Here is a 20,062-nt window from a genome sequence, read left to right on the forward strand (position 1 = left end):
CCGCGTTTGGGGGCGATATCCGGTGGTATCCCGCCGGGATAACGCCCAGTATCGCCCCCGGAACTCCCCGGCGGCCCGGGGGCGGGAAGACGACGACGGCGGCACGCGGCGCGGGCCGTCGGCTCCTGCACAGCAGCGCCCGCCCCGCGCGTCGTCCCCGTGCCGCGGCCAGCGCGCCCCGGGCGCCCCGCCGGCGTCGTCCGATGGGTGCATGCCGCGCGTCGTGACTCCTCTGCCGCCCGACCAGCCCGCCGTGCTGTTGGCCACGGACCTGGCCCGACTGGGGCTGCCGCCCGACCGCGCCCGCCGGTCGGACCTGGAGCGGGTCGGGCAGGGCTTCCACCGGCAGCGGGCACGTCCTGGCACGGGCTGGGCCGACCTGGGCCTGACCGAGCCCGGGCACGGCTTCTCCCCCGATCACCTCGCCGCGCTTCTGCGCCGGCGCCCGGATGCCGTCCTCTCCCACGAGACCGCGGCCCACCTGCACGGCCTGCCGATGCCCGCGCGAGCCTGGCGGCGGCGCGACCCGGCGACGGGCGAGCTCGAGGCCGACCCGCCGGTGCACCTCACCGTGGCTCGGGGGACACGACGCGTCCGGCGGGCCGGGCTGATGGACCACCGCAGGCCGCTGGCGCCCGAGTTCGTCACGCACGTGCACGGCCTGCGCGTCACCACCGTCGATCGCACCTGGCTGGACCTGTGCTCCCTGACGCCCCCGTGGACGTTCGAGGACCTCGTGGCCGCCGGCGACCACGCCGTCAGGCACCCGTGGACGCCCGCGGGCCGGACGGATCCGGCCACCACGATCGCCGCGCTGCGGTCCGCGCTGCGCGCGTCCGGACGCTTCCATGGCCGCCCGGCCGCCCGGGAGGCGCTGGATTCCGTTCGCGTCGGGGCGGACTCGCCGCCCGAGACCCGCCTGCGCCTCGCCCTCGTGGCCGGCGGGCTGCCGGAGCCGGAGCTGCAGGCCGCGATTGAGCCCGGGGACCCCTTCTCCCCCGTGGCCGACGTGGCCTACCGTCACGTGCGCCTGGCCCTGCAGTACGACGGTGCGGGGCACCGCACGCGGGAGCAGCAGGCGCGCGACGCCCGCCGGGACCGCTACGGGCAGGCGCGCGGCTGGACGACGCTCCGCGTCACCTGGGCCGATGGGCGCGAGGACTTCCGTGGCGTCGTCGCGGTGGTCCGACGCCGCCTCGGCCACTCCGCCTCGACATGAAGACGCTCCGGCGAACGCATTGGGGGCGGTTTCGGGTGGTATTCCGTCGGAATACCACCCGAAACCGCCCCCCAACGCAGGGTCAGCGCCCCCGGGTCAGCGCTGCGGGTACTGGCGCAGCTGCTCGCCCACGTAGATCTGGCGCGGACGGCCGATCTTGGCGGCCGGGTCCTCCATGAGCTCGCGCCACTGGGCGATCCAGCCGGGCAGGCGGCCCAGGGCGAAGAGGACGGTGAACATCTTCTCCGGGAAGCCCATGGCCTTGTAGATCACGCCGGTGTAGAAGTCGACGTTCGGGTAGAGCTTGCGCTCCACGAAGTAGTCGTCGGCGAGGGCCTTCTCCTCGAGACGCTGGGCGATCTCCAGCAGCTCGTCGTTGCCGCCCATCTTGCCCAGGATGTCCTCGGCGGTCTTCTTGATGATCTTGGCCCGCGGGTCGTAGTTCTTGTACACGCGGTGGCCGAAGCCCATCAGGCGGACGCCGTCCTCTTTGTTCTTCACCTTCTCCATGAAGTCCTCGGGCGTGATGCCCTCCGACTTGATCTTCCGGAGCATGTTCAGCACGGCCTCGTTGGCGCCGCCGTGCAGCGGGCCGTAGAGGGCGTTGATGCCGGCGGACACCGAGGCGAACAGGTTGGCCTGGGTGGAGCCGACCAGGCGCACCGTGGAGGTGGAGGCGTTCTGCTCGTGGTCGGCGTGCAGCATGAGCAGCAGGTCGAGGGCCTTGACCACGTCCGGGTCGATGTCGTATTCCTCGGCCGGCACGCCGAAGCACAGGCGGAGGAAGTTCTCCACGTAGTTCAGCGAGTTGTGCGGGTACATGAACGGCTGGCCCAGCGACTTCTTGAACGCGTAGGAGGCCAGCACCGGCAGCTTGCCGAGCAGGCGCACGGTGGAGATGTGGACCTGCTCCGGGTCGTGCGGGTCCAGGGAGTCCGGGTAGAACGTGGACAGCGCGGACACGGAGGAGGACAGCACCGGCATGGGGTGCGCGTCCCGCGGGAAGCCGTTGAAGAACAGCTTGAGGTCCTCGTGCACCATGTTGTGGCGCAGGATGTTGGTCTCCCAGGCCTCCAGGGTCTCCTTGGACTCGGGCAGCTCGCCGTAGATGAGCAGGTAGGCCACCTCCATGAAGGAGGAGTGCTCGGCGAGGTCCTCGATGGCGTAGCCGCGGTAGCGCAGGATGCCCTGGTCGCCGTCGATGAACGTGACGGCCGACTTGGCGTTCGCCGTGTTCATGAAGCCCGGGTCGTAGGTGACGTCGCCGGTCTCCTTCAGGAGCGGGGCGATGTTGATGCCGTTGTTGCCCTCTGTGGCGTGCTCGACGCCCAGGTCCAGGCTCTGCTCGCCGACGGTCAGCCGGACGGACTCGTGATGGGTCACGGGTGTGCTCCCTCGTCTTGTCTTCTCGATGGCCCGGGTTCGCGCGCCCGTGTGGGTGCGCCCACACGGGGACGACTCTGCTCCAAACTATCAAGGACCGGCCCGGGGCGCGCGGTCGCTTCCCCCGACGACGGCCCTCGGCCCCGGCTCAGCCGGTCCGCGGCCCGCGGGCGGTGAGTCTCGCCGCGGCCCGGGCGACCGCCTCGTCCGTGGCGGTGATCGCCACGCGGACGTAGCCGTCGCCGCCGGCACCGTAGAACACGCCGGGCCCGGCGATGATGCCCAGGTCCGCCAGTTCGCCCAGCAGGTCCCACGAGTCCTGCGCCGTGGCGTCGGCCGGGTCCAGGTCCGCCCGCCGGGTCCACAGGTACAGCCCCGCCTCGGAGTGGTCCACGGCATGGCCGGAGACCTCCAGCGCGGTGCGCAGCGCGTCCCGACGGCGGCGGTAGCGGTCCTTCTGCTCCGCGACGTGCGCGTCGTCGGCCAGGGCCACGGCCATCGCGTGCTGCACCGGGGCGGGCACGATCATGCCCGCGTGCTTGCGGGTGTTGACCAGGGGCGCCACGAGCTGCGGATCCCCCGCGGCGAACGCGGCGCGGTAGCCGGCGAGGTTGGACTGCTTGGACAGCGAGTAGACGCTCAGCAGGCCCGTCAGGTCGCCACCGGAGACCTCGTCGGACAGGATGCAGGGCACGACGGCCCCGTCCCACGCGTCCCAGCCGAGCTCGGCGTAGCACTCGTCCCCGCACACCAGGGCGCCCACGGCACGGGCGGCGTCGACCGTGCGGCGCAGCGCCGCCGCGTCCAGCACGGCGCCGGTGGGGTTGGCCGGCGAGTTGGTCCACACGAGGCGCACCCGCTCACGCACCTCGGGCGCCAGGGCGTCGAGGTCGTCCGCGGCCACGGCCTCCGACCCGGCCAGCAGTGCGCCCACCGCATAGGTGGGGTAGGCGGCCTCGGGGTGGACGACGACGTCGCCTGCGCCCAGCCCGAGCAGCGTGGGCAGCCATGCGATGAACTCCTTGGACCCGACCGTGGGCACCACGGCCGCCGGGTCCAGCCCGGACACCCCGCGTCGCCGGGCGTACCAGTCGACGACCGCGCGGCGCAGGGCGTCCGTGCCGTGCGTCGTCGGGTAGCCGTGCGCGTCGGCGGCCTCGGTGAGGGCCCGGCGGATCAGCGCCGGCGTCGGATCCACCGGCGTGCCGATGGACAGGTCCGCGACGCCGTCCGGGTGGGCGGCGGCACGCTCGCGGTAGGGGGTGAGCGTGTCCCACGGGTAGTCCGGCAGCGTCAGCATGGGGCTCAGGCGTCGGCGTTCTGCAGGGGCAGGGCGGAGATGATCGGGTGGTCCTTGGCGATCATGCCCAGCTTGGCGGCGCCGCCCGGGGAGCCCAGGTCGTCGAAGAACTCGACGTTGGCCTTGTAGTACTCGGCCCACTCGTCGGGGGTGTCGTCCTCGTAGTAGATGGCCTCGACGGGGCACACCGGCTCGCACGCACCGCAGTCGACGCATTCGTCCGGGTGGATGTAGAGCATGCGCTCACCCTCGTAGATGCAGTCCACGGGGCATTCGTCGATGCACGCCTTGTCCTTGACGTCCACACACGGCAACGCGATCACGTAGGTCATGGCTGACCGTCCACCTCTCTCTGGGCACGGGGTTGCGGGGCTGCGGTCCAGGGTACTCGCTCCCCCGGACGCGTTTCGCGGGCGGTCACAGTCGCCCGGCGGGGGCGCGTGGCGCCGTCGGCGGCCTCTGCGGGTCGGCGGTCCAGCCGCCGGCCCGCGGCCAGCAGGACCAGGCCGAGCGCCGGCTGGCCGACGTTCCAGGCCACGGAGGCGACGACGGCGCCCGGCGCCGCCGCCCACAGGCCGGCCGTCCAGGACACCCCCAGGGCGTCGTCCACCGGCAGGCGCTGCAGGGCCAGGACGGCGGTGAACGCGCCGGCGACGACCGCGGCCCCCGCCGGCAGGGCTCGCCCGCCGCGGCCCGCGCGTCGGACCATCCACCAGCGCTGCGTCGAGCCGACGAGCACGAGCGCCAGCACCGCCCCCCAGGGCAGGGCCCAGCCGCCCGGCAGGGAGGCCAGGTTCAGATGGACGGCGGTGCCGAGCGCGCCGGCGACGACGCCGAGCAGCGCCCCGCCCACCACGTCGGCGGGCCGGGCGCGTCGGCGGGGGCGGTCAGGCACGGGCGCGGGCGCGCGCGGCCTTCAGGCGCTCGTTGGCGTCCAGGACGACCTTGCGGATGCGGATGTCCTCGGGGGTGATCTCCACGCACTCGTCCTCGCGGGCGAACTCGAGGGACTCCTCGAGGGTGAGCCGGCGCGGGGGCGTCAGGCCCTCGAACGACTCGGAGGAGGCCGCACGCATGTTGGTGAGCTTCTTCTCCTTGGTGATGTTCACGTCCATGTCGTCGGCGCGCGAGTTCTCGCCCACGATCATGCCCTCGTACACCTCGGCACCCGGCTGCACGAAGAAGGTGCCGCGCTCCTGCAGGTTGATCATGGCGAACGGCGTGGCGGAGCCCGCGCGGTCGGCCACGAGGGAGCCGTTGGTGCGGTACTCGATCTCGCCGGCCCACGGCTCGTAGCCGGCCGCGTAGGAGGAGGCGATGCCCGCGCCGCGGGTCTCGGTGAGGAAGCGGGTGCGGAAGCCGATCAGGCCGCGGGCCGGAACCAGGAACTCCATGCGGATCCAGCCCGTGCCGTGGTTGGACATCTCCTGCATGCGGCCCTTGCGGGCGGCCATGAGCTGCGTGACCGCGCCCATGAACTCCTCGGGGATGTCGATGGTCATGCGCTCCATCGGCTCGTGGACCTTGCCGTCCACGGTCCGGGTGACCACCTGCGGCTTGCCCACGGTGAGCTCGAAGCCCTCGCGGCGCATCTGCTCGACGAGGATGGCCAGGGCGAGCTCGCCGCGGCCCTGCACCTCCCACGCATCCGGGCGCTCGGTGGGGAGCACCTTGAGCGAGACGTTGCCGATCAGCTCCTTGTCCAGGCGGTCCTTCACCTGGCGGGCCGTGACCTTGGCACCCTTGACGCGGCCGGCCAGCGGGGAGGTGTTGATGCCCACGGTCATGGAGATGGCCGGGTCGTCCACCGTGATCAGCGGCAGCGGCTTCGGGTTCTCCGCATCGGTGAGGGTCTCGCCGATCATGATGTCCTCGATGCCGGCGACGGCGACGATCTCGCCCGGGCCGGCCTCCTCCGCGGGCACGCGCTCGAGGCCCTTGGTGGCCAGCAGCTCGGTGATCTTCACGGTCTTCAGGGCGCCGTCCTGGCGGGCCCACGCGACCTGCTGGCCCTTGCGGAGGGTGCCGTTGAAGATGCGCAGCAGCGCGAGGCGGCCGAGGAACGGGGAGGCGTCCAGGTTGGTGACGTGCGCCTGGAGGACCTCGCCCTCGGTGTAGGACGGGGCCGGGATGTGCTCCATGATCACGTTGAAGAGGGCCTCGAGGTCCTCGGCCTCCGGCAGGGCGCCGTCGGCGGGCTGGGTCAGGGAGGCGCGGCCGGCCTTGCCCGAGGCGTAGACGACGGGGACGTCCAGCACCGAGTCGAGGTCCAGGTCCGGGTCCTCCTCGGCCAGGTCCGAGGCCAGGCCGAGCAGCAGGTCCATGGAGTCGGAGACGACCCCGTCGATGCGCGCGTCCGGGCGGTCCGTCTTGTTGACCACGAGGATCACGGGCAGCTTGGCCGCGAGGGCCTTGCGCAGCACGAAGCGGGTTTGGGGCAGCGGGCCCTCGGAGGAGTCCACGAGCAGCACGACGCCGTCCACCATGGACAGGCCGCGCTCCACCTCGCCGCCGAAGTCGGCGTGGCCGGGGGTGTCGATCACGTTGATGGTGACGGTCTCGCCCTCGGGGGCGGACGGGCCGGAGTAGAACACCGTGGTGTTCTTCGCGAGGATCGTGATCCCCTTCTCCTTCTCCAGGTCCCCGGAGTCCATGACCCGCTCGGCGACGTCGCCGTGCGTGTTGAAGGCACCGGTCTGGCGCAGCATGGCGTCCACCATCGTGGTCTTGCCATGGTCCACGTGGGCCACGATGGCCACGTTGCGCAGATCGGAGCGGCGGGTTTCGGTCGAGGTCATGGGCGTCCTGTCCGGTTCGACATCAAAGGGGTGGAGGCACACGACGACGGCGGCCCCCGTGCGATTGTACGCGCAGGGGCCGCCGTGGACGGGCGGGCCGGTGGGCCCGGGGCCGGCGGCGGGACGGGCCCGCCGCCGGCCCGAGCCGTCAGTAGACGCCCTCGCCGAGGGAGGCGAGGAACTCGCGGCGCTCCTGGCGACGCTCCGCCTGCTGGTCCGGGTCCGGCACGGGCGCCGCCGCCAGGAGGCGACGGGTGTACTCCTCCTTCGGACGGTGGAGCACCTCCTCCGTGGGGCCCTGCTCCACCTGGCGGCCGTCCTTGAGGACGAGCACCTTGTGGGCCAGCATGTCCACCACCGCGAGGTCGTGGGACACGAACAGGCACGCGAACTCGTAGCGCTGCTGCAGCTCCGCGAACATGTCCAGCACGGCGGCCTGGACGGACACGTCCAGGGCCGAGGTCGGCTCGTCCGCGATGAGCACCTGGGGGTCCAGGGTCAGGGCGCGGGCGATCGAGATGCGCTGGCGCTGACCGCCGGAGAGCTCGTGCGGGTACCGGTTCACCACGGAGCGCGGCAGACGCACCGCGTCCAGCAGCTCCTCCGCGCGGGCCAGGCGTGAGCGCCGGTCCCCCACCTTGTGCACGACCATCGGCTCGGTGATGATGTCGCCGATCGGGAACCGCGGGTCCAGCGAGGCCGCCGGGTCCTGGAAGACCACGCCGATGTTCTTGCGCAGGGCGCGCTGCTCGGCCTTGGGCATCGTCGCCAGGTCGTGGCCCTGGATGCGCAGCGAGCCCTCCGCGATGGTGAGCAGGCCGAGCACCGACTTGGCGATGGTGGACTTGCCCGAGCCGGACTCGCCCACCAGGCCCAGGATCTCGCCCGGGGCCACCTGGAAGCTGACGTCGTGGACCACGCGGTTCTTCTTGCCGCGGTGGTCGTACTCGAGGTGGAGGTTCTCCGCCTCGATCGCATACCGGGCCTGCGTCTGCGTGGCCGTGACCGGCTCCGGCTCCGCCACCTCGAGGGGCTCGCCGAGGCGCGGCACCGCCGAGAGCAGCTTCTGGGTGTACGGGTGCCGGGCGTGCTGGAGCACCTGGTGCACCGAGCCCTGCTCCACGAGCTCGCCGTGGAGCATCACGCACACCCGGTCCGCCATGTCCGCCACCACGCCCATGTTGTGCGTGATGAGCAGGATGCCGGTGTTCATCTTGTTCTTCAGGGAGCGCAGCAGCTCCAGGATCTCGGCCTGGACCGTCACGTCGAGCGCCGTGGTGGGCTCGTCCGCGATGATCACCTTCGGCGAGCAGCTGATCGCCATCGCGATGACGATGCGCTGGCGCTGGCCGCCCGAGAACTGGTGGGGGTACTGCTTGAGCCGGGTGGCGGCGTCGGGGATGCCCACCATGGTGAGCAGCTCGACGGCGCGCTTGTCGGCCTCGGTGCCGTAGGCGATGCCGTGCAACTCGAGGGCCTCCGTGAGCTGGTCGCCCACGGTGAGGACGGGGTTCAGGGCCGTCATGGGCTCCTGGAACACCATCGCCACCTCGTCGCCGCGGATGTCGCGCAGCTGCCCCGGGGTCATGGTGAGCACGTCGCGGCCGGCCAGCTTCACGGAGCCGGTGATGTCCGCATTGCCCGGGAGCAGGCCCATGGCGGTGGCGCTCGTGACGGACTTGCCGGAGCCGGACTCGCCCACGAGGGCGACGACCTCGCCGGGCTTGACGTCGAACGTCACGCCCTTGACCGCGTGCACCTCGCCGAACTCGGTCGCGAACTTCACGTCCACGTCGCGGAAGGCGAGCACCGGCTCGCCGCCCAGGTCGTCGTGGCGGGCCACGACGCCCATCGCGCTCGTCGCGGGGCCCGGGGGCACGCCGCCGGCGCCGGAGGAGCCGGGCACGGCGGCGCCGCGCGCCTCGAGATCGGCCGACGACGCCGCGTGCGAGCCCTGCCCGCCGGCGGTCACGTCGTTCTCGTTCTTCTTGCCGAACATGGATCGGCCTTTCTTGTCGTTCGCGCTCATCGCTGACCGTCCTCGTCCGCGTCGGAGACCCGTGCGGATCCGCCGGCCTCCTCCACGGGGGCCTCGATCCGGCCGGCCGTCGGGGCCGCGGCCAGACCGCCCGCCGTCGTCGCACCGGCCTCGGTGGCGGCCGCGCGGCGGTCGAAGAAGCGGGGCCTGCGGTGGGCGCCCGCGCCCTGGCGCGGGTCGAAGGCGTCGCGCAGGCCGTCGCCGAGGAAGTTCACGGACAGGGCGATCGCGAGGATGATCATGCCGGGCCACCAGAACAGCCACGGACGGGTGGTGAACGCGTTCTGGTAGTCGGAGATGAGCAGGCCCAGGGACGAGTCCGGCGCCTTCACGCCGAAGCCGAGGAAGGACAGCGAGGTCTCCAGCAGCACCGCGCCCGCGATGGCGAACGTCGCGTTCACGACGATCACGCCGATCGTGTTGGGCAGCAGGTGTTTGAAGATCAGGCGGCCCGGCTTGGCGCCCATGGCGACGGCGGCCGCCACGAACTCCTTCTCGCGCAGGGACAGGACCTCGCCGCGCACGAGGCGGGCCAGGGACGTCCAGGACACGAGGCCGAGCACCACCGCGAGCGGGAGGATGCCCATCTTCATGCCGCTGGCCATCTGGCCGAGCACCGCGGCGAGCACGAGCAGCGGGATGACGATGATCAGGTCGGTCAGGCGCATCAGCACGGAGTCGACCCAGCCGCCGAAGTACCCGGACACGGCGCCGACGATCGCCCCGATCACGGTGGAGAGCAGGCCCACGATGGCCGCGATGATCATGGACTGCTGGGTCCCGCGCATCACGAGGGCGAAGTAGTCCTTGCCCGTGGTGTCCTGGCCGAAGGGGTGCTCGCCCCAGCGGATCCCCTCGCCCCCGAAGGCCTGCGGCACGAGCGAGAGCGTCGGGCGACCGCCGTTCACCACAGAGGCCGCGGCCGTGTAGGACTTGTCCCACCAGCCGGGGATGCCGGCGAAGCCGATGGAGGAGAACGCCATCAGCGTGATGAAGACCAGCACGATCAGGGAGATCATCGCCGCCTTGTGGCGGAAGAACCGCTTGCGGACCAGGGCGCCCTGGGAGTAGGACTTCCCGGCCTTGGCGCGGAGCTTGGCGTCCTCCGCCTCCGCGAGGTCGAAGATCTGCTTCTCGTCGAGCTGCGCGCCCGTCGTCGAGGAGTTGTTGGTGGTCATCTGGCTCACACTCGAATCCGGGGGTCGAGGACGGCGTAGAGCACGTCCGCCACGAGGTTCATCAGCACGGCGGCGGTGCCCGTCACGAGGAAGAACGCCATCACGGGCATGGGGTCCACGTCGCGCAGGCCGGTGGCGAACAGCTCGCCCATGCCCTTCCAGCCGAACACCTGCTCCGTGATCACGGCGCCGCCGATCAGGCCGGCGAAGTCGAAGGCCATGATCGTGGTGATGGGGATCAGGGAGTTGCGGAACGCGTGCTTGAGGATCACCTGGCGCTCCGGCAGGCCCTTGGCGCGCGCGGTGCGGATGTAGTCCTGGCGCGAGACCTCGAGCATGGAGGAGCGCGTGTACCGCGAGTACGTGGCCACCGAGATGATGGTCAGCAGGATGGTGGGCAGCAGCAGCTGCGCACCGCGGTCCAGGAACACCACCCAGAAGTGGGCGTCCAGGTTCGGGGTGCCCGAGCCGATCGTGGAGATCGGGCGCGGCTTGATCTTCAGGAAGGTCGGCCAGTAGTTCATCAGGTGCTCCGCCACGATCGCCACGCCCATGATCAGGGCGGTCACCAGCGAGGCGGACACGGCCGAGCCCTTGGAGAAGCCGCCGAGCAGGCGGCCCACCAGGATGGCCACCAGCACGAGGATGACGCCGAGGCCGGCCAGCAGCAGCGCGGACGGCGTCCGCCACAGCAGGCCGTAGGTGGCGTAGTAGGCGACGAGGCCGATGACGGCCGTGACCAGGGCGGCCTTGAGGACCGATCGGTTGCGCAGACCGGAGATCACCGCGGTGGCGCCGACGGCGGCGGCGAGGCCGATGACCAGCTGCACGACCGGGCCCATCTGCGGATGCCGCCAGAAGTCGACGGCGAACAGCACCCAGCCGGCGAGCAGGATGAACGCGGCGGTGGCGCCGAACGTGAAGGCGCGCCGCCTGAGGTCGCCCGCCATGACGGCCTGCAGGACCAGGCCCGCGAGGACGGCGGCCCCGATGAGGAGGGGCCAGTTCAGCTCGGGGCTGCGGATCCAGTCGTTGAACCGGATCCCCATGTACTCCTTCAGGAGCACGGCCGCCCAGAACACGGGCAGCGAGAAGAAGAGGAAGATCAGGAACGTGACCACGTAGTCGAGGCCGGAGTACTGGCGGATCGCGGTGACGATGCCGATCGCGATGCCGATGATGATCGCCAGGACGGTCGCGAGCACCACGAGGCGCAGCGTGGAGGCCGCGGCGTTGCTCAGCAGGTCACCGACGGACTGACCGTTCCGGCTGAGGCCGAGGTCGCACTGACCGGTGACGCAGCCGCCGATGCCCTGGAGCCAGTCCCAGTACCGGGCGTACCAGGGCTGGTCCAGCCCCATGAACGCGGTGCGGGCGGCGATGAGGGTCTCGCGGTTGGGGTTCTGTGACTCTCGCAGGTCCTGGAGGGGGTCACCCGAGTGGGCCACGAGGAAGAAGAGCAGGATCGACGCGCCGAACAGCACCAGGAGGGAGCTGCCGAGGCGCTTGAGGATGAATTTCAGCACAACAGGGGGTGACCTTCCGTGCGAGTGCAAGGGAAAGGGAGGGGTGCGGGTTCGCCGCGGTTCACGGCCAGAGCCCGGCCGGGGCCCGGCCGGGCTCTGTCCTCGATCCCGACGCCGGCGGTCCGCGGGAGGCGGACCGCCGGGTCAGAGGTCAGCGGGTCGTCACTCCTGGACGCGGACCCACTGCTCCACGTTCCACAGCGCACCCGACTGGGCGGCGGTGTCGCGCACGTTGGCGACGTCGGCCTTGTGGCCGACCAGACCCGGGTGAGCGTACAGCGGGATGGCCTGGAAGTCCTCCCAGAGCAGCTTCTCGATGGTCTTGACCTGCTCCAGCTGCTCGTTCTCGTCCAGCGAGGTGGCGAGCTTGTCCCAGGCCGCGTCCACCTCGGGGTTGTTGTAGCTCTGCTGGTTCTGAGCGCCGTCCGACTGGTAGATGTTCGCGCCGGAGGCCTTCTGGCCCGAGCCGGCCCAGGCGTAGAGGGCGGCGTCGTAGTCACCGGCCGGCATGACCTCCTTGAAGAACACCGGCGAGTTGGCGTCCTGCACGTCGAAGCCGGCCTGGTCGCAGGAGCTCTTGATGAGCGCGACGGTCTCGGTACGACGCTGGTTGCCGGCCTGGTAGCCGAGGCGGACCGTGGGCTTGGAGACGCCCGACTTCTCGACGAGCTCCTTCGCCTTCTCGATGTTCGGCTCGTCCATCTCCTTCGGGTAGGCCTCGTCCACGACCTCCTGGTACTTGTCCTGGAAGGGGAAGACCTCGCGCAGGTTCATGACCTGGGCGTCCGCATAGATCGGCTTGATCAGGTTGTCCACGATCTGCTGGCGGGGCAGGCAGAGGGCGAAGGCCTCGCGCAGCTCCGGGGAGTCGGCGAAGACCGAGCCCTCGCCGCGGTTGTAGTCCACGTGCTCCCAGGTCAGCTGGTCACCGGTCTGGACGTTGACGTCGTCGCCGAGGCCCTCGAGCTGCTGGAGGGTGTCCACGGTGGCCTGCGGCTCGATGACGTCGAGGTCGCCGTTCTGCAGGGCCTGCACGTGGGTCTTGGGGTCGGCGAAGCGGAGGACGAGCTCCTTGGTGGCCGCCGGGGTGCCCCAGTACTCGGGGTTGGCCTCGAGGGTGATGGACTGGCCGGCCTGCCAGCCGCCGTCCTTGAACTTGTAGGGGCCCATGGAGGGCACCAGCGAGGCGTCCGGCAGCTCGCCGGGGCTGAAGTCCCAGCCGTCGTTCCAGAACTCGGCCGCCGGGGTGAGCGCCTCGACGTCCTTCTCCTTCGCAGCGGTGACGAGCTCCTCGAAGCTCATGCCCGCCTCCTTGGCGACGATGTGCGCCGGCAGTGCGGTGCTGATGAGGATCTCCCAGTCCGCGTAGGGCTCCGGGTAGGTGACGGTGAACTCCTTGCCGTCGGCCTCGCCCTCGGGCGCCTCCGGGATGTACTTGCCCTGCTCGAAGGAGATCGAGTCGAACAGCGGGGTCTCGGAACCCTCCGCCTTGACCGTGTCGTTGTTCGCGGCCCAGTGGAAGATGAAGTCACCCGCGGTGACGGGGGTGCCGTCGGACCACTTGGCGTCGTCGCTGATGGTGTACTTCACGGTCAGCGGGTCGTCCGAGGTCTTCTCGTACGTGCCGAAGTCCTTGTTCGGGATGATCGAGCCGTCGGTGCCGAAGTACCAGAAGGACGAGAACATGCGGTCCACGACGGCCGAGTTGTACGTGGTGTACGTGTTCGACTGCAGGCCGTTGTAGGACAGGAAGTCATCGGCGCCCACCGAGTAGGCGATGGAGCCGTCCTGGGTCTCGACGTCGCCCAGGTCGGCCAGCTCCGGCCCGGAGGCCTCGGCGGTGAGCTTCTGGCCCTTGTCCCCTTCGATGACGTTGCCGGCGCCCGAGTCGCCGCCCTGGCTGGCGCCGGAGCCGTTGCTGCTGGAGTCGCCTGCATTGCCGCCGCCCGGGGCGCACGCGGAGAGGATGAGGGCCGAGCCGGCGGCCAGGGCCGCGGCAGCGGAGAGCTTCGTGTACTTCATGGAAGGTGCTTCCGTTCATGAGAGGTGCAAGGACGTCGCGCGCCCGCGTCCCTGTGGGGAGCTGGTGGTGCGAGACGACCCCCGGGCCGTTCCGTCGAGACGGGACGTTCCGTGAGATGGACCACACTGTAGCGGGCACATTCCGATTCGCGAAAGTCCGGATCCGGATCCGTCTCAGCCGTGTCGCACAGCGGTCGCCGACACCCCGGCAGGCCCCGGCCCGGCGCTGCTCCGCCCGGGTGTCGGCGCGGTCAGCGACGACGGTCCGCCAGCAGAGTCCGCACGGCCCACGCCCCGCCCATGCCATGGACGCCGGCGCCCGGCGGGGTGGAGGCGGAGGCCAGATACAGCCCGGTCCGACCCGCCCGGTGCGGCCGGGGCGACGCAGTGGGGCGCAGGAGCGCGCGCGCTCCCGCGAGCGATCCCCCCGCGATGTCGCCGCCCACGAGGTTCGGGTTCCACGCCTCCAGATCGGCCGGGCGCATCGCGACCGCGGCCTGGATCCGGTCCCGGAAACCGGGTGCGTGCCGCTCCACCTCCGCCTCGATCAGCGGACGGACGTCGCCGGGGTGGCCGTGGGGCACATGGGCGTAGGACCAGACGACCGTGTGCCCCCGGGCGGGCCCGGTGGCCCGTGTGGGGTCCGCCGCCTGCTGCTGACAGAGCATGACGAAGGGCCGCGCCGGCATCCGGCCGGCCGCGACGTCGTCCTCGGCCCGCCGGATCTCGGCGGCGGTCCCGCCCAGATGCACCGTCCCCGCGCCCGCGAGCCGGGCGTCGCGCCACGGGATCGGCCCGTCGAGCAGGAAGTCGACCTTGGACACGGACGGCCCGGGGCGCCACCGGCGCAGGGCCGCGGCGTAGCGCGGCGGCAGGCCCGTGCCGGCGACGCGCAGCACCTGGCGCGGGGTCAGGTCCAGCACGACGGCGTCCGCGGCGGGCAGCGCGCGCAGGTCCGTGACCTCGTGGCCCAGGTGCAGCCGCCCGCCGTGCGCCCGCAGCACCGCCACGAGCGACTCGACGATCGCCCCCGACCCGCCGCGCGCCACCGGCCAGCCCGAGCTCATCCCGAGCGCGCCGAAGAGCGCACCGAACGCCGCCGTCAGGGGCCGGCTCGAGGGCAGGATCGCGTGGGCCGCCGAGCCCGTGAACAGGGCGCAAGCGGCCGCCGTGCGGAACATCGCCCGGCCCAGCAGATCGGCCGGCCACGGGGCGCGCAGGCCGAAGCGGGCCATCGCCACCGGATGGGGCGGGGGTCGCAACACCGGGCCGAGCGCGCCCGCCAGGATCTCGTCGACGTGGTCGACCAGGGCCCCGTGCACGGCCCGCCAGGCCCGCGCGTCGACGCCGAGACCCACGGCGGTGGCCTCGAGGTCCCGGTGCAGGAGGGCGGCCGGCCCGTCCGGCAGCGGATGTCCCATCGGCACGGCCGGGTGCAGCCAGGCGAGCCCGTGGTCCGTCAGCCCCAGCTCCCGGAACACGGGGCTGGCGACGCCGAACGGATGGCCCGCCGCCCCGAGGTCCACCACGGTCCCCTCCCCCAGCACCGGCGCGGACGCGCACGCGCCGCCGGGCACCGGGGCCCGCTCGAACACGTCCACCTCCCAGCCCTCGCGGGCCAGCAGGGCGGCGGCGGTCAGGCCGTTGGGTCCGGCGCCCACGACGACGGCGCGGCCCGGCTCGACGCCCCGGGGCAGGGCGAATCCGGGGCCGGTGGCGGTTTCGGTCATGGTCTCCTCCTGTAGTCCCTAGGATGGTCGCACCCCGCCCGCCGCCCGTCAGGAGGCCCTCCCCCGTGGACCCGTTCTGGACCGCGCTCGCTCTCACGACGTTCGCCGGGCTGGCCACGGTGCTGGGCGGCGTCCTGGCGATCGTCGGACGCGCGCCCTCGGGCCGCGGGCTGGGGGCCGCCCTCGGCCTCGCCGCGGGCGTCATGCTCGCGGTCTCCTTCCTGGAGATGCTGCCGGCCGCCGTCGAGGGGCTGGGCGGGGCGGTCGGCCCCGCGGCGACCGCCGTCGCGGTGGCCGCCCTGACCCTCGGCGCAGGCTCCTACGTGCTGCTCGAGCGCGCCGTCCCCGACCCCGTCTCGGAGATGCCGGGCGACGTCGACGACCCGGCCGGCCTGGACCGGCGGCGGATGCTGCGCCTGGGCACGGTGACGGCCCTGGCGATCGGCCTGCACAATCTGCCGGAGGGCTTCGTCACCTTCGCCGGCACCCTGCAGGATCCGTCGGTGGGCCTCGCGCTGGCCGTCGCGATGGCCGTGCACAACGTTCCCGAGGGCGTGGCCGTAGCCGTGCCCGTGCGGCAGGCCACCGGATCGCGGCGCAAGGCCTTCGCGTGGGCCGCGTTCACGGGGATCGCGGAGCCGCTGGGCGCGCTGATCGGCTGGCTGCTGCTGGCCCCGTTCCTCACACCCGCGCTCCTGGCCGCCGTCTTCGCGGCCGTGGCGGGCGTGATGGTGACCGTGAGCCTCGACGCGCTGCTGCCCGCCGCCCGGGCGGCCGGGGGCCGCGCCGCGGCGCTGGGCGGCGTGCTGCTGGGCGTGGCCGCGATGGCCCTCTCACTGGACCTGCTCTCCTGAGCGCCGGGGGGCCGGTCAGTTCACGAGGGCCGGCTGCAGGACCGCCTCGGCCTCGCGCACCTCGCCGTCGGCGGTGCGCCACTGGACGGTGATCCGGTCCCCCACGTTGTGGTCGTTGACCAGGCGGGACATCCGGGAGGCGTCGTCGCCGACGGTCCGCCCCTCGATCTCGAGGATGACATCGCCCTCGACCAGGCCGATCTGCTCGGCGGCGGAGCCCGCGTCCACCTGCATGACCACGACGCCGACGTCGGGATCCGCGCCGACCATGATGCCCAGGGCGCCGTCCGCACCGATGCTCACGGTGTCCGTCTCCTCGCCCGAGAGGACCTGGTCCGCCACGTCGAAGGCCACCTCCAGCGGGATCGCGAAGCCGTCCACCTCGTCTGCGGTGGTCCCGTCGCTGGCTGCCACGGTCACGCCGACCACCTGGCCGGCGTCGTCCACCACCGGGCCGCCGGAGTAGCCGGGCACGACGTCCGCGTCCGTCTGGATCAGGCCGGACAGGCGCGCGTACTGATCGGTGCCCTCGGCCGCGGCCATGATCGAGCGGTCCGTGCCGAGCACGGTGCCGCGCACGGCCGTCAGATAACCCTGGCCTCCGCCGTTGCCGACGGCGGCCACCTGGTCCCCGCGCCGCACCGGGTCCAGCGAGACGCTGGCCACCGGCAGGTCTGAGACGCCCTCGACGTCGAGCACCGCGATGTCGTGCTCGGCATCGCGCCCGAGCACCGTGGCCGTGTGCCGCGCGCCGGTGTCCGCGACCACCACGTGCACCTCCGAGGAGTCCTCGACCACGTGGTAGTTGGTCACCGCCAGCCCGTCCGGGGAGAGCACCATGCCGGTCCCCGTGCCGGTGCGGGCGCCGAGGGCGGTCTCCACGAGGAGGATGCCCGGGGCGTCCGCGACCGGCTGGCCCGGGTCCAGGGACGAGCCGTCGTGGGCCGATGCGGACCAGTCCACCGTCACGCCGTCGTGGACGTGGGTCAGGCCCGCCGCGAGCTCGCCCGCCTCCCGTGCCGGGGCCTCGGCGGCGGGCACGGTCGGGGCGGAGTCCGCGGCGACGTCGACCATCCGGCCGGCGAGGAGCGCGGTGAGGCCCCCCGCCAGGACCAGCGCCCCGAGCACGCCGAACAGCGCGATGACGAACGCCAGGGGCGAGCGTCGTGCGCGCGGCGGCCAGCCCGGCGGCGTCACGCTCAGCCCCGGGCGGCCGCCAGGGCGGCCTCGTAGTCCGGCTCCTCGGAGATCTCGGGGACGAGCTGGGCATGACGGACCACGCCGTCGGCATCGACCACGACGACGGCGCGGGCCAGCAGGCCCTCGAGCGGACCGTCGGTCATGCGCACGCCGTAGTCGCCGCCGAACGACGAGCGGAACACAGAGCCGCTGCGGACGTGGTCGATGCCCTCGACCGAGCAGAAGCGCGCGGCGGCGAACGGCAGGTCCGCGGACACGGCCACGACGGTGGTGTCCCCGAGGTCCGCGACGCGGGAGTCGAACTCGCGGACGGAGGCGGCGCACACGCCGGTGTCCAGGGACGGGAAGATGTTCAGGATCACGCGGCGGCCGCGCAGCTCCCGCAGGGTCACCGGGGACAGGTCCGCCCCGGTGAGGGTGAAGTCGGGGGCGGGGGAACCCACCTGGGGCAGCTCACCGACGGTGTGGACGGGGGTGCTCTTCATGTGGGTCGTCGCCATGGGGACAGCCTAGGATGGGCGCGGCCGGACGGGAGCACTCCCCGCCCGGCTCGGCGGACGGCGAACACGGAGGGACCGACCATGACCGAGCCCATGACGTCCAACGTCACCGACACGGCCCTGCTGTTCGAGGGCGGGGGCATGCGCGCCGCGCTCACCTCGGCCGTGGTGGCGGAACTGCTGCGCGAGCGGATCCACGTGGACTTCGTGGCCGGCATCTCGGCGGGCTCGTCCAACGCCGTGAACTACCTGTCCCGCGACCCGGCCCGTGCGCGGCGCTCGTTCGTGGACTTCGCCGACGATCCTCGGTTCGGCAACTGGCTGAGCTTCGTGCGCGGCAAGGGCCTGTTCAACGCCGAGTACATCTACGAGCACGCCGGCCTGCCCGAGGCGGACCTGCCCTACGACTTCGCCACGTTCCGCGCGAACCCCGCCCGGCTCGTGCTGGGCGGGTTCGACGCCGCGAGCGGCGAGACCCGCTGGTGGGACCGCTCCGACATGACCACCCTGACCGACCTGATGGTCCGCGTCCGCGCGTCGTCCACGATGCCGGTCCTCATGCCCCCCGTGCACGCCGAGGGCACCGTGTTCGTGGACGGCGCCCTCGGCGTGGACGGCGGGATCCCGCTGACCGCGGCGGAGGACGCGGGGTTCGAGAAGGTCCTCGTGGTCCTGACCCGGGAGCGCGGGTACGTGAAGCGGCCCGAGCGGTTCCCCTCGTTCTATCAGCGCACCTTCCGGCGCTACCCCGCCGTCGCGGACGCGCTGCTCACGCGCTGGCGCCGGTACAACGCCACCCGCGAGCGCCTGTTCGAGATGGAGCGGCAGGGACGGGCCTATCTGTTCGTGCCCGAGACCATGCCCATCGCCAACGGCGAGCGGTCCGTGGCCAAGCTGGCCGCCGCCCACGAGCTCGGCCTGGACCAGGTGCGCCGCGAGATGCCCGCGATCCGCGCGTTCCTGGGGCTGCCGGCGTCCCGCTGAGCCGCGCCTGCTCCGAGCGGCGGGTCAGGCCTCGGCGCGGGCGGCCGAGTCCGGCAGGCCGAACACCGAGTCGAACGCATAGGCGTACACCGCGGCGTAGACGAGGAAGAACACGAGCAGGCCGGCCTCGATGAGGAACGCCTCCCCCAGCCCGATGCCGAGGATCAGCGCCACCGCGGGCACGAGGAACACGATCAGCCCGCCCTCGAAGCCGACGGCGTGGGCCACGCGCACCCACCAGGGCCGGCCCGTGATCCCGAGGCGGCGTTCGAGGGTCTCGAACACCGAGTTGAACACGATGTTCCACAGCAGGGCCACGGTCGAGGACACGACCGCCACGGCGAGCGAGGGCCCGCCGCCGTTGCCGAGCGCCGCCAGGATCACGGTGGTGAAGAGGATGGCGAGCAGCTCGAAGACCACCGCGTAGACCACGCGGCGCAGCAGGGGCGTCCGGAACACGCGGCGGCGCACGAGCGCGTCCCGGCCCCCCGGGCCCCGCGGCACGTCGGAGGGCGGCGTCGACACGGGGTCGACGCCCGGGCGGGCGCGGCGGGTCTCGGACACGGCGCCCAGCCTAGGGCTGGCACCGCGGGGCGCCGAATCCGGCGGAACCGGCCGCCCGCCGTCGTCGCTCCTCGATGAGGGGCGGGCGCGCCTTCACCGCGCCCCGGCCGCCTGCCTAGAGTTCGAGGCATGAAGCTCACCGATGACCTGCTGCAGAAGTTCAACGACCAGATCACCCTCGAGTTCGAGGCGTCCATGGTCTACCGCCAGCTCGCGATCGCCGCCGACGACCTGGACCTGTCCGGGATGGCCGCGTGGCTGCGGCACCAGGCGGACGAGGAGATCGTCCACGCGAACAAGTTCATCGACCACGTCGCCGACCGGGACAGCTTCCCGACGATCGGCGCCATCCCGGCCCCGCCCGTGCAGGCCGGCCTGTCGGCCCTGGAGATCTTCCGGGCCGCGCTCGCGCACGAGCAGAAGGTCTCCGAGGCGATCCGCGAGCTGTACCGGGCCACCGAGTCCGCGGGCGACCTCAACTCGCGCCCGCTGCTGAACTGGTTCCTGGACGAGCAGATCGAGGAGGAGGCCACCGTCTCCGAGATCGTGGGCCAGCTCGAGCTCGTCGGCGATGACGGCTCGGGCCTGCTCCGCATCGACGGCCGCCTGGGCTCCCGTCCCGTGGAGACCACCGAGAACGACGCCTGAGCCCACCGGCGGCCTCGTCGGCCGCGCACGCACCGGCGCGCCCGTCGGCCCCACCCCAGGAGGAACCATGGTCGGACTCGTAGCCCTGCTCGACGACGTCGCCGCCCTCGCCCGCCTC

Annotated in this window: 17 protein-coding genes; 4 read left to right on the forward strand and 13 right to left on the reverse strand. The window is 72.4% G+C overall.

Annotation, left to right across the window (positions count from 1 at the left end; all coding sequences use genetic code 11):
• Positions 1-223: 223 nt before the first annotated feature.
• On the forward strand, positions 224-1,219 hold the full coding sequence (locus tag AUV08_RS01900) for an endonuclease domain-containing protein (RefSeq protein ID WP_230297307.1): 996 nt from the start codon (positions 224-226) through the stop codon (positions 1,217-1,219).
• Between the two features lie 96 nt (positions 1,220-1,315).
• Here AUV08_RS01900 and AUV08_RS01905 read toward each other — a convergent pair whose 3' ends face one another.
• From AUV08_RS01905 to AUV08_RS01950, 10 genes are all read right to left on the reverse strand, one after another.
• The gene (locus AUV08_RS01905; RefSeq protein ID WP_084776539.1) at positions 1,316-2,602 is read right to left on the reverse strand and encodes a citrate synthase; all 1,287 of its coding nucleotides are present in this window, start codon (positions 2,600-2,602) and stop codon (positions 1,316-1,318) included.
• 148 nt (positions 2,603-2,750) lie between these two features.
• On the reverse strand, positions 2,751-3,902 hold the full coding sequence (gene dapC / locus AUV08_RS01910) for a succinyldiaminopimelate transaminase (protein WP_061867042.1): 1,152 nt from the start codon (positions 3,900-3,902) through the stop codon (positions 2,751-2,753).
• Positions 3,903-3,907: 5 nt separating this feature from the next.
• A complete protein-coding gene (gene fdxA, locus AUV08_RS01915) occupies positions 3,908-4,234 on the reverse strand; it encodes a ferredoxin (protein WP_002855160.1) in 327 nt (108 codons plus the stop codon).
• Complete coding sequence (locus tag AUV08_RS01920) at positions 4,231-4,797, reverse strand: hypothetical protein (RefSeq protein ID WP_061867043.1); 567 nt, start codon at positions 4,795-4,797, stop codon at positions 4,231-4,233. Before AUV08_RS01920 ends, fdxA begins: the two co-directional genes overlap by 4 nt.
• The gene (gene typA, locus AUV08_RS01925; protein ID WP_061867044.1) at positions 4,790-6,700 is read right to left on the reverse strand and encodes a translational GTPase TypA; all 1,911 of its coding nucleotides are present in this window, start codon (positions 6,698-6,700) and stop codon (positions 4,790-4,792) included. The genes AUV08_RS01920 and typA overlap by 8 nt, the downstream gene beginning before the upstream one ends.
• 148 nt (positions 6,701-6,848) lie before the next feature.
• Complete coding sequence (locus AUV08_RS01930) at positions 6,849-8,729, reverse strand: ABC transporter ATP-binding protein (protein WP_061867045.1); 1,881 nt, start codon at positions 8,727-8,729, stop codon at positions 6,849-6,851.
• Complete coding sequence (locus tag AUV08_RS01935; protein ID WP_061867176.1) at positions 8,726-9,916, reverse strand: ABC transporter permease; 1,191 nt, start codon at positions 9,914-9,916, stop codon at positions 8,726-8,728. The genes AUV08_RS01930 and AUV08_RS01935 overlap by 4 nt, the downstream gene beginning before the upstream one ends.
• 5 nt (positions 9,917-9,921) lie before the next feature.
• Positions 9,922-11,442, reverse strand: a complete 1,521-nt coding sequence (locus AUV08_RS01940; protein WP_061867046.1) for an ABC transporter permease — start codon at positions 11,440-11,442, stop codon at positions 9,922-9,924.
• Between the two features lie 162 nt (positions 11,443-11,604).
• Complete coding sequence (locus tag AUV08_RS01945) at positions 11,605-13,464, reverse strand: ABC transporter family substrate-binding protein (protein ID WP_061867047.1); 1,860 nt, start codon at positions 13,462-13,464, stop codon at positions 11,605-11,607.
• Positions 13,465-13,715: 251 nt separating this feature from the next.
• Positions 13,716-15,194, reverse strand: a complete 1,479-nt coding sequence (locus AUV08_RS01950) for an NAD(P)/FAD-dependent oxidoreductase (RefSeq protein ID WP_061867048.1) — start codon at positions 15,192-15,194, stop codon at positions 13,716-13,718.
• 65 nt (positions 15,195-15,259) lie between these two features.
• On the opposite strand from AUV08_RS01950, the gene zupT reads away from it, so the two are divergent.
• Entirely contained in the window at positions 15,260-16,048 is a 789-nt protein-coding gene (gene zupT / locus AUV08_RS01955; protein ID WP_061867049.1) for a zinc transporter ZupT, read from the forward strand.
• Positions 16,049-16,063: 15 nt separating this feature from the next.
• On the opposite strand, the gene AUV08_RS01960 is transcribed toward zupT, so the two are convergent.
• Both AUV08_RS01960 and tpx read right to left on the reverse strand, forming a co-directional pair.
• A complete protein-coding gene (locus AUV08_RS01960; RefSeq protein WP_044659389.1) occupies positions 16,064-17,245 on the reverse strand; it encodes a S1C family serine protease in 1,182 nt (393 codons plus the stop codon).
• Positions 17,246-17,247: 2 nt separating this feature from the next.
• A complete protein-coding gene (gene tpx / locus AUV08_RS01965; RefSeq protein ID WP_044659388.1) occupies positions 17,248-17,748 on the reverse strand; it encodes a thiol peroxidase in 501 nt (166 codons plus the stop codon).
• Between the two features lie 81 nt (positions 17,749-17,829).
• Between tpx and AUV08_RS01970 the strand changes: the two genes are divergently transcribed.
• Complete coding sequence (locus AUV08_RS01970) at positions 17,830-18,732, forward strand: patatin family protein (protein WP_041105041.1); 903 nt, start codon at positions 17,830-17,832, stop codon at positions 18,730-18,732.
• A 24-nt stretch (positions 18,733-18,756) separates the two neighbouring features.
• Here the strand turns inward: AUV08_RS01970 and AUV08_RS01975 are convergent, their stop codons facing one another.
• Entirely contained in the window at positions 18,757-19,296 is a 540-nt protein-coding gene (locus AUV08_RS01975; protein ID WP_041105039.1) for a PACE efflux transporter, read from the reverse strand.
• 129 nt (positions 19,297-19,425) lie between these two features.
• Here AUV08_RS01975 and AUV08_RS01980 point away from each other — a divergent pair, with 129 nt between their 5' ends.
• Positions 19,426-19,944 (forward strand): ferritin, encoded by a 519-nt coding sequence (locus tag AUV08_RS01980; protein WP_020626453.1) that lies wholly within the window; start codon positions 19,426-19,428, stop codon positions 19,942-19,944.
• The last annotated feature ends 118 nt before the right edge of the window (positions 19,945-20,062 follow it).

The organism is Micrococcus sp. CH7, assembly GCF_001595485.1.
GTDB lineage: Bacteria > Actinomycetota > Actinomycetes > Actinomycetales > Micrococcaceae > Micrococcus > Micrococcus luteus.